General features: G+C 69.9%; 10 protein-coding genes. 8 read left to right on the top strand and 2 right to left on the bottom strand.

Going from position 1 to position 12,772, the window contains the following annotated elements; genetic code table 11:
* The first annotated feature begins 78 nt into the window (after positions 1 to 78).
* On the top strand, positions 79 to 1,368 hold the full coding sequence (locus AB0C59_RS16995; RefSeq protein ID WP_363005166.1) for a hypothetical protein: 1,290 nt from the start codon (positions 79 to 81) through the stop codon (positions 1,366 to 1,368).
* A 21-nt stretch (positions 1,369 to 1,389) separates the two neighbouring features.
* Here the strand turns inward: AB0C59_RS16995 and AB0C59_RS16990 are convergent, their stop codons facing one another.
* Together AB0C59_RS16990 and dnaE are read right to left on the bottom strand one after the other, a co-directional pair.
* Entirely contained in the window at positions 1,390 to 2,409 is a 1,020-nt protein-coding gene (locus AB0C59_RS16990) for a helix-hairpin-helix domain-containing protein (RefSeq protein WP_363005164.1), read from the bottom strand.
* On the bottom strand, positions 2,406 to 5,855 hold the full coding sequence (gene dnaE, locus AB0C59_RS16985; RefSeq protein ID WP_363005162.1) for a DNA polymerase III subunit alpha: 3,450 nt from the start codon (positions 5,853 to 5,855) through the stop codon (positions 2,406 to 2,408). Before dnaE ends, AB0C59_RS16990 begins: the two co-directional genes overlap by 4 nt.
* 333 nt (positions 5,856 to 6,188) lie before the next feature.
* Between dnaE and AB0C59_RS16980 the strand changes: the two genes are divergently transcribed.
* The 7 genes from AB0C59_RS16980 to AB0C59_RS16950 all read left to right on the top strand — a co-directional run bounded on the left by AB0C59_RS16980 (position 6,189) and on the right by AB0C59_RS16950 (position 12,625).
* The gene (locus tag AB0C59_RS16980; protein ID WP_363005220.1) at positions 6,189 to 7,130 is read left to right on the top strand and encodes an ATP-dependent DNA ligase; all 942 of its coding nucleotides are present in this window, start codon (positions 6,189 to 6,191) and stop codon (positions 7,128 to 7,130) included.
* 147 nt (positions 7,131 to 7,277) lie between these two features.
* Positions 7,278 to 7,760, top strand: a complete 483-nt coding sequence (locus AB0C59_RS16975) for a hypothetical protein (RefSeq protein ID WP_363005160.1) — start codon at positions 7,278 to 7,280, stop codon at positions 7,758 to 7,760.
* Positions 7,761 to 7,925: 165 nt separating this feature from the next.
* Positions 7,926 to 8,645, top strand: coding sequence for an A24 family peptidase (locus tag AB0C59_RS16970; protein ID WP_363005158.1), 720 nt, complete (start codon positions 7,926 to 7,928; stop codon positions 8,643 to 8,645).
* 281 nt (positions 8,646 to 8,926) lie between these two features.
* Entirely contained in the window at positions 8,927 to 9,304 is a 378-nt protein-coding gene (locus AB0C59_RS16965; protein ID WP_363005156.1) for an SH3 domain-containing protein, read from the top strand.
* Between the two features lie 588 nt (positions 9,305 to 9,892).
* Positions 9,893 to 11,347, top strand: coding sequence for a group II intron reverse transcriptase/maturase (gene ltrA / locus AB0C59_RS16960; protein WP_363005154.1), 1,455 nt, complete (start codon positions 9,893 to 9,895; stop codon positions 11,345 to 11,347).
* Between the two features lie 365 nt (positions 11,348 to 11,712).
* Entirely contained in the window at positions 11,713 to 11,868 is a 156-nt protein-coding gene (locus tag AB0C59_RS16955) for a hypothetical protein (RefSeq protein ID WP_363005152.1), read from the top strand.
* Positions 11,869 to 11,959: 91 nt separating this feature from the next.
* Positions 11,960 to 12,625 carry a GNAT family N-acetyltransferase gene (locus tag AB0C59_RS16950; RefSeq protein ID WP_363005150.1) on the top strand — a complete coding sequence of 222 codons (666 nt, stop codon included), beginning with the start codon at positions 11,960 to 11,962 and terminating at the stop codon, positions 12,623 to 12,625.
* Positions 12,626 to 12,772: the final 147 nt, after the last annotated feature.

Raw genomic sequence — 12,772 nt, 5'->3', positions numbered from 1 at the left:
AGCCGGGGAGAATGCCGTGTCGGACCATGCGGGTAGCCTCAGGGCGACACCACACCGGGTACAGAAGGGGGGCGGCCGGTGAGCAGCCGCTGGCACCGGGCGATCGCCGAGCTGAGCGCCCAGGGCGACGCGGCCCGGGCCGCCGCCCAGCGCGTGCAGGACGTTCCCAGCGGGCAGCGCACGACCGCCGCGGCGATCTCCAACGTTGCCGAGACCGACTATCTGCGCAGCGCGAGCGCGCTGCTGCGCGCGCACCTCACCGACCGGCGTCCGCCCCGGCGGCTGCCGGTCGCCCGCGTCTGGCCGTTCCTGCGCGATGTGTGGAAGGACCAGGTGTTGGACCGGCGCGGCGGGGTGTGGCGGGCCATCCCCCGGAACGCCGCCCTCGTACAGATGCGCAGCGCCCCGTCCGACCCTCTCCTGGCCGCCGTCATCGACCAGGCCGAGGCACTGCAGGCCAGCCTCCGCGGCGAGCGGCAGGTGAACCGGCTGTACGAGTCGTACATCCCTGACCGGACGGGCAGCCCGGACGCGAGTCTGCTCGTCGGTGGGCGCACGGCGCCCACACTGCCCGGGTTTCCCGACCCGGGGCATCCCCTCAACCGTGCCTTTCCCCGCGGCGGGGCCACGGGTACGCGGATCCAGCCCGGCCGGGAGGCCGAGTTCAACCAGCTGAGCAGCGACCGGTCAGCCGTGCACGCCAGGGCCCTCGCCTTCGGCGACGCGGTTCTCGCTCTCCTCGTCGCGCACCGGGCAGACGGCGTAGCGCCGGAGTCGGGACGACTGCGCGGCGCCGGCCGCTGGGTGGGACGCGAGCAGCAGCTGGTGCCGGACCGGGCGAAGTGGCCGGCCAAGCTCAACGGCTACCAGGGCGCGACACTGGCCGGGCTCGGCTGGCTGGTGCTCGCGTGCACCGGACTCCCGCTCACCTTCGGGCAGCGCGCCGACCTGCTGTCCCACTACACGCTGCTGTTCCTGGCGGCCGGCCTCATCGCCTGCACCGGGACAGCCCTGATCTACCGGCACGGACCGAAGCTGATCACCCCGCCGGGACCCCAGGCCCTGTTCCCCGGGATCGCCGCGGCGGTGATCGCCTTCACGGTGTGGCAGAGCCAAGGTCCCGTCGCCGATTACTACTTCGCCGGCCCGTACGACCGCTACGACCGGCAGTACGCGAACGGATGCCTCGCCGCCAGCCCCTACCGGCACGATGCCGTCCAGGCCATGGTCGACGACGGCGTGCTGACCGTCACGCCGGTGACCGGCGGGACGACGCTGCGCCTGGGGCCAGCCGAGGACGGCAGCACGCATCCGCTGCGCCCGCTCGACCGAGCGACCCGGGCGGTGCTCGACAAGTACGGGTGCTGACCCGGCCCGTGGGATCCGCCATCAGGACGTGGTGAGCCTTTTGAAGGCGGAGGCGGCCCCGGCGGCGCCGGGACCGTAGCGGGCGCGTGCCCGGTCGAGGGCGGCTTCCAGCCGGTGGAGCTTTTCGTCGCGGTCGTCGAGGGTGAGCTGGTGGGTGGCGTGGGCGGCCGGGCGGAGCCGTTCGGCGCGCAGGGCGATCCCGCGGACGCGGGCACGCTGGAGACCGAGATCAGCCACGAGCTGGCGGGCGGTTCCTGCCAGGGCGGGGGTATGCGCGGTGGCCTCGGCGAGCGTCCGCGTGCGCACAGTGTGGGTGTGGTCGGCGTACGTCACGGTGAGCGTGAGGGCCTGGGCGATCTCGGAGGCCTTGCGCAGGCGCTCGCCGAGGTCCTCGGCCAGGGCCAGGGCGGTGCGCTGGTGCTGGTCGGTGTCGAGTTCATCCAGGTCGAAGCGGTGGCTCGCGCTCAGGGAACGGGGAGCGGCGGCGGGGACGACGGGGCGTTCGTCGATGCCGCGGGCGAAGTCCTGGATCTGGCGGGCGGCGGATCCGAGGATCCGTTGCAGGGTTGCGGGCGCGGTGTCGGCGACGTCCCCGGCAGTGGTGATGCCGTAGCGGGCGAGCGTCTTGGCCGTCTTGGGCCCAACTCCAGGAAGCGCGGGGGCCAGCTGGGGGCGGAGGAACGCGGCGATCTCGTAAGGGGTGGCGCCGACGATGGTTGCGGCGCCGGGCGGAGTGAGGGCAGCCGCCATGGCGGCGATCGACCGCGTGGGACCCGCCCCCGCCGAGCTCTGCACGCCGTGAAGTGCGAGCAGGCGCAGGCGGATCACCGCGACCAGGCCTTCGACGTCGCGGTCCCAGAATCGCAAGGAGCCGGTGACGTCCATGTAGGCGGACCAGTCGGCGGGCAGAGGTTCGATGGTCGGGCTGATGCCGCCCAGCACGTCCAACAGCTGTGCGAACAGCTCCTCGCTGCGCTGCTGCGCATGGAAGTGGATCCGGACGATGGCGCGGGGGCGGTAAACCGGCGGTGTGCTGCTCAACCTGCGCTCCCTTGGCTCCGGTGGCCCAGGCGGGTGAGGTCGGCGGAACGGGTGCCGGCGGGCTGGAGGTCCGCGTAGGGGTGGAGCCGCGCGCCAGCGGTTCCGTCGGGGATCGTGCGTGCCGGTGTCGGCTGGGCGGGTGTGGGTGCGGGGGTCTGGCCGAGGATGTCGAGGACGGCCTGGGGCCCGTGGGTGGCGCGGGTGGTGGCGAGGGAGTCGAGGTCCCAGGCCATCTCGCCGACCACAGTGCGGCGTGGACCGCGAGCTTCGACGGTGCCGCGGACGAGGAGCAGTCCGTTGTGAAAGATGGTGTGGGCGCACTGCTCGTGGGAGTCCTCGAAGAAAGCGAGATCGACCAGGCCGGAGCCGTCTTCGAGGGTGACGAAGATGATCCTTTTCCCGGACGCGATGGGTGGGGTCTGGGTGGACGCCCGTACGCCGGCGACGAGGACTTTCTGTCCCGGGTGCATGGCTTTGAGGTGGGCGGCGTCGGTGGCGCCGATCTCGCGCAGGAGGCGGTGGTGGTCCTCCATGAGGTGGCGCGAGACGTCGATCTTGAGTACGCCGAGCTCGGCCTCCAGTTTCTCGCGGGCGGTCATCTCTCTCAGCCCGGCCGGGCCGGCGGTCACCAGAGTGGTGTCAAGCGGGAGTTGGCCGGTGCCGGGGCGGGTGCGGGTCTGGCGGTGCAGCTCGGTCGCCTGCAGCAGCAGGTCCCGCCGTGACGCCTCTCCCTTGAACTGGTCGAGTGCGCCGATCCTGATCAGGTGTTCGACGGTCGGCAGCTTCGGCCGGGCGCGGGCCCAGAAGTCCTGGAGCGAGGTGTAGGGCTGTGCGGCGGCGATCCTGACGACCTCGTCCTCGCTGATGCCGTGTACCGAGGACAGGGAGATCCGCACGCCCCAGCTGTCCGGCGTCTCCTCGACCGTGTACGCGGGCTGGGAGTGGTTGATGTCGACGGGGAGGACGGGGACGTTGTGGCGGCGGGCGTCGGCGACGATGACGCGCAGCGGCCACATGCCGGGGTCGTGCTCCAGCAAGCCGGCGTAGAGGGCGGCGGGGTGGTGGGCTTTGAGCCACGCGGACTGAAGGGCGGGGACGGCGAACGCGACGGCGTGCGCACGGCAGAATCCGTATGCTCCGAACGACGAGACGATCTCCCAGACTTCGTCGAGAACGCTGTGCGTGTAGCCGCGGGCGCCGGCCAGTTTCCGGAACCACGACTCGATCTTCGGCAGGCGCTCTTCGTCGCCGAGGGCGCGGCGGGCGACTTCGGCGAGTGCTCGGTCGCAGCCGGTCATGACGGCGAAGATGTCGATGATCTGTTCATGCCAGATCGTCACTCCGTAGGTGTCGGCGAGGACCGGTTCGAGGTCGGGGTGGGGGTAGGTGGGTGCTGCGCCGTGGCGGGCGGCGATGTAGAGGGCGGGCATGCCGCCGGCGACTGGTCCCGGGCGGAAGAGGGAGATGTCGGCGATGACGTCCTGGGGGCCGCGGGGCTGCAGGCGGCCGACCAGGTCCTGCTGGCCGGGCGACTCGAGCTGGAACATGCCGACGGTGTCGCTGGCTTGGATGAGCGCGAAGGCGAACCGGTCGTCGAGGGGGACGTGGTCGGGGTTGTCGAGGTCGATCTGCCGGCCGGTCGTGCGGCGGATCTCCTTCACCGCGTGGGCCATCGCGGACTGCATCCGCACACCCAGGACGTCGAGCTTGAGCAGGCCGAGGTCCTCGACGTCTTCCTTGTCGGCCTGGACCATCGGGTACTCGCCACCGGGCGTGGGCTGCACGGGCAGGCGGTTCAGCAGGGTGGAGTTGGAGAGGATCACGCCACAGGGGTGCATGGCGATCCCGCGCGGCAGCTTGTCCAGGCCCTCGGCGAGCTCCCACAGCGGGCCGAAGTTCTCGGCTTCCGCGGCCAGGCCGCGCAGTTCCGGGAGTTCTGCGAGTGCTCCGCGGATGTCGGCGGCGCGGATGTGGGGGAAGGACTTCGCGATTCGGTCGACGGTGGTCGGCGGCAGGCCGAGTGCGAGGCCGGTATCGCGCAAGGCGTGGCGGGCGCGGTAGGTCTCGGGCATGCCGGTGACTGCGACGCGTTCTGTGCCGAAGCGGGCGATGATCCGGTCGTAGACCTCCAGTCGGCGCGCGGATTCGACGTCGATGTCGATGTCCGGGAGCGAGGCTCGCCGCTCACTCAGGAAACGCTCAAAAAGGAGAGAGTGCGACAAAGGGTTTGCGGTCGCCACAAAAAGCGCGTGGTTGACCATCGAGCCGGCACCGGAGCCGCGCGCGGCGACCCGGATGCCCATCGCGCGGACGTCGGCGACGACCTGAGCGACGGCGAGGAAGTAGGCCTCGTAGCCGAGCCGTCCGATGATGCCGAGCTCGTAGTGCAGTTGGTCCATTGCGCGCCGGTCGAGGTCGAGGCCGCGGGCGACCATCCCGGCCTCGCACCGCTGCCGCAGCAGTCGCATCGCGCCGCCCGGCACCGGCTCCGCACCCACCACTTCGGGCTCGGGAAAATGCGGGGTGCCCAGCCCGAGGTCCCGTACGGCGTCCAGGGTGCAGGCGTCGGCGACGGTGAGCGTGTCGGCGAGGAGGCGCTCGGCCCGCCGGCCGTCGGCACCGGTGGCCGCCGCGACCCGCTGTGCGATCGCCGTCATGTCGCTGGCGGGCTTGAGCCAGCGCTCGCCGCAGTCCAGCCGTCGCCGGTCCACCGGGCGTAGCAGCCGCGCGGCGTCCAGCACGTCCGCGATCCGGTGCTGGCCCGGGTCGGCGTAGCGGACGGCGTTGGTCAGGACGGCCGGGATGGCGAGGCGGTCGGCAAGCATGAGGGTGTGCGCGGCAAGGCGTACGGAGCCGGGTCCGGTCCCGGGCAGGCCCCAGCACACGACCTCCAGCCGCAGGCCTTCGCCCGCGGCCTGCCGCCACGGCTCCAGGAGCTGTTCGGCGATGTCCGCACGGCCTGCAGAGAGGGCGCGCAGCGGTTCGGAGGCAGGGCCGAGCATCACCACCAGGCCGCTGCCCGCGTACTGGCGCAGTTGCTCCCACGACGCCGCCGGCGGAGCACCGGCGGCAAACGCGGCAGCGTGAGTGGCGGACACCAGCCGGCACAGCCGCGCCCACCCGTCGGGGTCCTGGGCCAGGAAGGTCGCCCGGAACGGCGCTTCGGCCACGTGCGCACCGCCCCGCACCGGAGTGCGGCGGCGGGCGGCCGGAGCGGCGGGAGTGCAGGCGGCGACCCCGAGATCCACACCGAACAGCGGGCGGATCCCCTCGGCCGCGGCGGCCTTCGCGAAACGGACGGTCCCGGTGACCATGTCCCGGTCGGTCAACGCCAGCGTCCCGATGCCGCGCTCGGCGGCCCGGGCGGCGAGATCGCTTGGATGTGAGGCGCCGTAGCGGGCCGAAAACCCGCTCGCCACATGCAGATGAGGAAGCCCTCCGCGCATGCCACCCTCCGCCCGAATACCCCCAAACCGGCACTAACCGACTACCTCCGCTTCGACTCTATCGAACATTAATTCGAACATGCGAGTTTCGGACACCGAGGACCAGCCATCCGGCTGCCGCGACAGGAGGTCGGCTCGGGTGAAGGCGGTGCCGAGGCCACGGCGGTGCGGTCGCCGCGATAGGGCTCTCGGGCCTGCGGCAGCGTGCTCCCCGGGTCTCGCCCGCCCCCTACCCCTGCCCCAGACGGTCATCGGAGACAGACTGCGCGCGGGCGAGCGGGGTGCGAAGAGCGTAGGACTGGACGGGTGCACCTTTCACCGCCGGTCGAGCCGATGCTGGCACGCTCCGTGACGACTCTGCCGCCGTCCGGGCCCAGGCCCATGCTCTTCGAGCAGAAGGCCGACGGGTTCCGTGTCCTTGTGTTCACCGGTCCCGAGCTGTACCTCCAGTCCAGGCGAGGCGCCGACCTTCGCCCGGCCTTCCCGGAGATCGCCCGTGCCGCGGCCGCGCTCGGGGTCGAGGCAGTCGTCGACGCCGAGCTGGTGGTCTGGCGCGACGGCAGGCTGGACTTCACGGCCCTTCAGCACCGAGCCCGGCTCCGCGGGACCCGGGCAGAGCGCGCCGCCCGCGATCAGCCCGCCCACCTGATCACCTTCGATCTGCTCGAGGTCTCCGGCGCCGTCCTCATGGACCAGCCCCTGCATCAGCGCAGGAGGGCACTGGAGAGCCATTTCGCGTCCCTGGAGCTCGCAGCGCCCTGGGCGCTGTGCCCACAGACCGCCGACGCCGCAAAGGCCCGCACATGGCTGGATCCGGCCTGGGGAGCAGCCGGCGTCGAGGGCCTCATGATCAAGGATTCCGGCTCCCGGTACCGGCCCGGGGAGCGCGGGTGGCTGAAGCTGAGAACGCGCATGACGACGGAAGGGATCATCGGTGCGGTCACTGGCACCGCGCACGCCCCCCGCAGCCTCTTGCTCGGCCGGCTCGACACGACCGGCCGTCTCCGGCTGATCGCCCGCTCCACACCGTTGTCCCGCACGGCGGCGATCGAGCTGGGTGCGGTCCTGCGCCCGGCGGGAGCCGAGCACCCCTGGTGGGGCCGGGAGTTCTCGGCGGGCTGGGGAACGAAGGAGCTGCTGGTCTTCCAGCCCGTCGTGCCCGAGCACATCGCCGAAGTCGACACCGACACAGCGCTTGACCTGGGCCGACACCGCCACCCGGTGCGCTACCTGCGACTGCGCGACGACATGGCCCCCAGTGACATCCGGGAGTGACTGCCGCTCGCCAAATCCCTCTCGTGCTGCACCGTCCGGCCGGAGAGTGAGAGCCGGGTCACAGCCGTAGCGCCCAATCATGGACTACGGCGCGCCCCTCCCCTGGTCATGATCAGAACTCCACTCGCGACCAGGAGGAGTTCCGCTGTGCCGGTCCTGCGCCAGATCACCACATGCACCGCGCCGTCGACCGTCGTCGTCGAACGCCGCACCCGGGCACGGGACCGGCCGGTGGACTACCGGCTTGAGGTCTGCCATCGCCACCGGTGGCTGGCAAGCAACTGGACCGGGCGGCGCGGCGCCGACGGAGCGGGAGGCAGGTGTGGCACCGTCACGGACTACCGGCCTTTCGACACGATCGTGCAGTCCCACGCCGACCTGTGGCTCCGGGCGTTAACCACGAATGGTCCCGAGGACCACGACGGCGACCTCGCGGCCGCGCTCCGCGCGGGCTTCGAGTGGCTGACCGCGCACAAGGAACCGACCGGCGTGGCGATGGCGCTGGAACACGCGGCCCGGGTCGCCGAGGCGACCGCGGCCGGCACTCTCAAGCCGGCAGAGGGCCAGGTGCAGGTCCTGGCCGCGCTCAGCCTGGCGGAAACGCTCGACGCCGGCTCACGGGGAGCATGAGCTTGCGGCCGTACGACGGTACGTGCCATCAGTTCCCGCCGGGCCCGGCGCTCAGGGCAGCAGGGGACCCGTGGAGGCGGGCCGGTGGGAGTCGTCGTGGCGGGCCGTAAGGTCGAGTCCGACCGGCCCGTCACGGGGAGGCCGGGCTGCACGTAGGAGTCTCCTTTGTCCGTCCTCAGCGTTGCCCTGATCGCCGCCGTCGGAGCGCTGGCCGGCGCTGCGGCACGCCAGGTGGTCTTCGCCCGCTCCGTCCCGGCGGCCGCGTCCGCACGCAGTGACTGCCCGCACTGCGGCAGCGCCGTCCTCGGACGCCGGCTCCCGGTACTGCCCGCCTCCGGGCGCTGCCCGGCGTGCGCACAGGCGATCGGACCGCACGCCTTCACGCCGGAGGCAGCAGCCGCCGTGGCGTTCGCCGTGATCGCGGCGGGTGGGGCGAGCGACTGGTTCGCCGCCGCCCAATACTGGATCGCCGCATGCGGTGTCGCACTCGCCCTGATCGACGTCGCCGTGCAACGGCTCCCCGACGTGCTCACCCTCCCCGCCTTGTGCGGGACGTTCCTCCTGCTCACCGCGGCCCAGGTGGCGGGCGAGCCCGGGAGTCTGGGCCGCGCGGCCGCCGCTGCTGCCGTGCTCACCGCCGTCTTCCTCCTCATCGCGTTCACCGGCGCCATGGGGATCGGAGACGTCAAGCTCGCACCGGCCATCGGGGCGCTCCTGGGCTGGAGCAGCTGGACAGCCCTGTTCTGGGGAGCAGCCGCGGGCTTCGTCGTCGGCGCGGTCCTGGAGGTGGCGCGGATGGCAGTCGGCCGTGCCCGCCGCACACACGTCTCTTTCGGCCCCTACATGGTCATCGGGGCCCTCGCCGTTTCGGTCACCGCGGCCTGACCGCGCTGCACATTCCCGGAAATACCGCTTCCTGTAATTCCTCTTCCTGCACATCGCATTCCGGAACGGCTCATACCTGACCCCGCCGTTCCGGAACGCGGATTCACGGAATAAACCGAGCCTGGTCAACTCCTCGGCACAGAAAGAAGATCGAGTCCGGAACGAAGACGAACCTGTCACGTTCCCAATCTTCTTCGCCCCTCTCACTGCCTATCAGCACCGCGATGAGGAAGTCAGACGGGCGAGGGAATTCCGGCCGACGACACCAGGAAGAGCCGCACATGCACACCCTCACCCGCCGCGTCGCGACCGTGGCAACCACCGGCGCCCTGCTCCTCGGCGGAGCCGTCGCCACCGCCTCCACCGCCAGCGCCGCGACCGTCGGCAGCGGAGCCTGCACCCACCAGATCAAGCTCAACACCGACGTGTACACGACGGTGAAGTTCCGCACCGGCCCCGGCACCGGCTACACCGCCACCGGCCAGCTCTCCAAGGGCACCGACGTCTACTGGCAGTGCAACAAGGGCGACAACGGCAAGCCCGGCGCCTGGGGCTACGTCACCGTGAAGTCCGGCGCCCACAAGGGCAAGAAGGGCTGGGTCGCCGCCCAGTACATCAACGTGCCCATGCAGCTGGACGTGCGCCGTGAAGCACCGTGATTTCGAAGGAGGTGCAAGACCTTCTCGATCACCCTGTCGCAGCAGGGTGATTTGAAGCTGAGGGCAGTCCGACCCGGGAAGTGCCGGGAAGGGCAGGAGCAGCCCTGACAACGACGGGACGAGTTGGAACTACCAGACAGCTCGGGTCCGGCTAGCAAGGCGGATAGGTATAACGAAAGTGAACCAGTGGATGACCTCCCGTAAGACATGGCCCGGCTCAAAACCTGGTGGATATGGGCCGGTATGCAGTGCGCGTCGGTTGTTGTCGAGTGTGCCGACGACTCCGTATTCGTTCGTCCGGTCTGGATACGGAGGCCATGGTGAATGTCTGCGGCGTAGCCATGGCGATGCTGTCGGGAGAAAGCTGGATGCCGCCCCCGCCGATCGAATCACGGTGAACACGGGAACCGCTCTGGGGTCGCCCTACCGGCCACGCTTCCAACGTGGCCGCGGGCAGGCCCACTGTCGGCTGACGGCCCTTGAGCGGGGCGGAGCCCTCGTAGTAGTCCGAGGACGGGAAAGCCGTCCACATGGCGAAGGGGGGCAGCGAGTTCGCAGCTCGCGGACTGGAAGGGCAGGAGGCCAGGGGTGAACACCGCTGCACCGTCACCGGACCCGGATGCGGTCTGGGGACGGGTACTGAGGATCCAACGCAAGCTGCACCAGTGGGCGACCGACGACCGGTCGCGCCGATTTGATGATCTGTTCAATCTCGTTTGCGACCCCGCAACGCTGCTGGCTGCGTGGGGTCGCGTCAGGGAAAACAAGGGGGCCCGCTCGGCGGGGATCGACGGCAGGACTGTCACTGCAATTGAGGGCAGCCAGGGCGTCGAATCCTTCCTCGACGAGCTGAGGGCCTCCCTGAAGTCCGGCGAATTCCGCCCGGCTCCCGTACGGGAGGTGCTCATCCCAAAGCGCGACGGCAAGAAGCGCAGGCTGGGCATTCCTACTGTCGCGGACCGGGTGGTGCAGGCGGCTCTTAAGATCGTATTGGAGCCGATCTTCGAAGCGGATTTCGAGCCGTACTCGTACGGCTTTCGTCCCAACCGAAGAGCACACGACGCGATCGCCGAAATTCACTACTACACGTCCCGGGGTTATGACTGGGTCCTGGAGGGTGATATCAAGGCGTGCTTCGACGAAATCGACCACGCGGCCCTAATGGGCCTTGTGCGCGAACGAATCGGGGACAAGCGCGTGCTGCGCCTGGTCAAGGCGTTCCTCAAGTCAGGCATCCTTTCGAGGGATCTGGTCAACAGGGACACCTTCGCCGGTACACCCCAAGGGGGGATTCTGTCGCCGCTCCTGGCCAACGTCGCCCTGTCGGTGCTGGACGAGCACTTCGCCCGGCTCTGGCAGAGGACCGGCCGCACAGGATCGGAACGGATGCGGCACCGACGACTCGGCGGGGCGACCTGCCGGTTGGTCCGCTACGCGGACGACTTCGTGATCTTGATCCACGGCTCGCGGCATCACGCCGAGGAGCTGAAGAGCGAGGTCTCGGAGGTGCTGAAGCAGGTCGGCCTGCGCCTGTCGCAGGAGAAGACGACCATCGCCCATATCGACGAGGGGTTCGACTTCCTGGGGTTCCGCATCCAGCGGCGCGTGAGCAAGAAGTCGCACAAACAGTACGTCTACACCTACCCCAGCAAGCCGTCCATGCAGACGGTCTGCCGGAAGGTGAAAGCGATCTGTAGGCAGAGCATCAGTCAACCGCTCGATGAACTGCTTCAGCAGCTGAATTGGCTGCTGCGGGGATGGGCGAACTACTTCCGGCACTCGTCAGCCAAGACGAGCCTGAACTACCTGGGCTACTACACGTGGCACAGGGTCTGGGGATGGTTACGTCGAAAGCACCGACGCGTGCCCTGGAAGAAGCTCAAACGCCGCTACCAGGGCAACCAGGTTGGTGCCTGGTTGCCGGAGCAGGACGGCGTCCGGCTGTTCAACCCGGCCACGGTAACGATCACTCGATACCGCTTCCGGGGAGCCCGGATCCCGTCGCCATGGAGCACCAGCGCGCAGCCGGCCGTCGCCGGATAGCCCCTGGAACTCGTGGAGAGCCGGATGCCTGGCCAACAGGCACGTCCGGTTCGGAGGGCGGTCCGGGGAAACGGGCTGGTCGGAAGGCCAGTACCGCGCCCCGGGCCGACCCTACTGACCTCCACCCCGGCCGACAGAGACGACCTGACCCGAGCTCTCCCGGCCCCACCCACGCCTGAGCCGTCATCTCGAACAGGCTCAGGACGACGCGACGGCGGCCCGGCCCACTGTGACCCCGGGCCGCCGTCGGCGTGCCCGCACCCGGAACCCGGCACCCACCCCGCCGCTGGCCTGGCGCCACGCCCGCTCCGCTGGCCCGGCCCCGAGAGCCGCCGACCGGGCGATCGAGCCCCAGGACAGGCACCTTGAACCTCACTTCCTCGTCACCCGGCGCCCCGGCATCCCTCCTCGAGCAGGCCCTGGCCAACGCCCACGGACAAGGCCGGGCCGCCCTCGCCGCCTATCTGCCCGCCGACTACCCCACGCCGGCTCACACAACGATCCGGACCCAGAGCACATAGAACGTGTACCTACCAGGCAGTAGACGTCTAAGGTGCGGACGGGACACAGACTGCCGACCCGCTCACGGACGAGCACACAGGAGCGGACCGCATGCTCACGATGCGCCCGGCCATTCCGGACGACCGACCCGGCCTCGCCACGATGATCCAGAATCGCTCCGACTGGATGAAGGTCAACCAGCTCCCCGGCTGGCGCAACTGGGGAAAGCACGTCCACGAGCTGGCCGACAACTGCACGCGCCACCCAATCGAGATGTGGGTCCTGACGGAATACGGCGACCGGATCCTGGGCTGTACCACGATCCTCCGGACATCCGCGCCCTGGACCTGGACCGCGGCCGAAGCCGCCGACACCGCCTACTACCTCAACGGCACTGTCACCGATCCCGCCGAACGCCACCGCAAGCTCGGCACGCTCATCGCCGACTGGGCCGTCGACCGCGCGGCACGCGAGGGCATCAGCCGCGTACGTCGCGACTGCAGCTCCCCCGCTCTCGCCGAGTACTACCAGCAGCAGAACTTCCAGCTCATCCGAAAGGTCTCGACCCCCGGAGGGCACACTTCGTACGCCTTAGAACGCAAGGCAGAAGAAATCCCCGAGCTCGCCAGCTGGCTTATCCCCGACATTACCCCTCCGGGAATCTCTGGAAGGTGGAGGACGCCTCTCGCCGAGAGCGCGAGATCGAATATGGCGGGAGCAATGGGATACTTCTCACGATCGTTCCGCGGCACGGCCGAAGCATCCCTTTCAGTGTAGGACGCTCCACTGCAACGAGGCAGTTGAAACGAAAGCGGCCTGTCTTCCCTGCGATGTCGGCAGAGAGGGCAGGCCGCAATTTCTCTCACCGGGGTTGAGGTTCCCTTCAGTGAGATGCAAAGCGGTCGAACACCTGGGTGAGGCCGC

The sequence above is a fragment of the Streptomyces sp. NPDC048664 genome (assembly GCF_040650555.1).
Lineage (GTDB): Bacteria > Actinomycetota > Actinomycetes > Streptomycetales > Streptomycetaceae > Streptomyces.
The sequence above is the reverse complement of the archived record's forward strand: the minus strand, read 5'-3'. Positions and strand labels throughout refer to the sequence as shown.

Bases quoted from the DNA above. Each gene is read 5' to 3' on its own strand.
- AB0C59_RS16980 (WP_363005220.1), top strand. From the start codon at position 6,189: ATGCTGGCACGCTCCGTGACGACTCTGCCGCCGTCCGGGCCCAGGCCC.
- AB0C59_RS16950 (WP_363005150.1), top strand. From the start codon at position 11,960: ATGCTCACGATGCGCCCGGCCATTCCGGACGACCGACCCGGCCTCGCC.
- AB0C59_RS16965 (WP_363005156.1), top strand. From the start codon at position 8,927: ATGCACACCCTCACCCGCCGCGTCGCGACCGTGGCAACCACCGGCGCC.
- dnaE (WP_363005162.1), bottom strand. From the start codon at position 5,855: ATGCGCGGAGGGCTTCCTCATCTGCATGTGGCGAGCGGGTTTTCGGCC.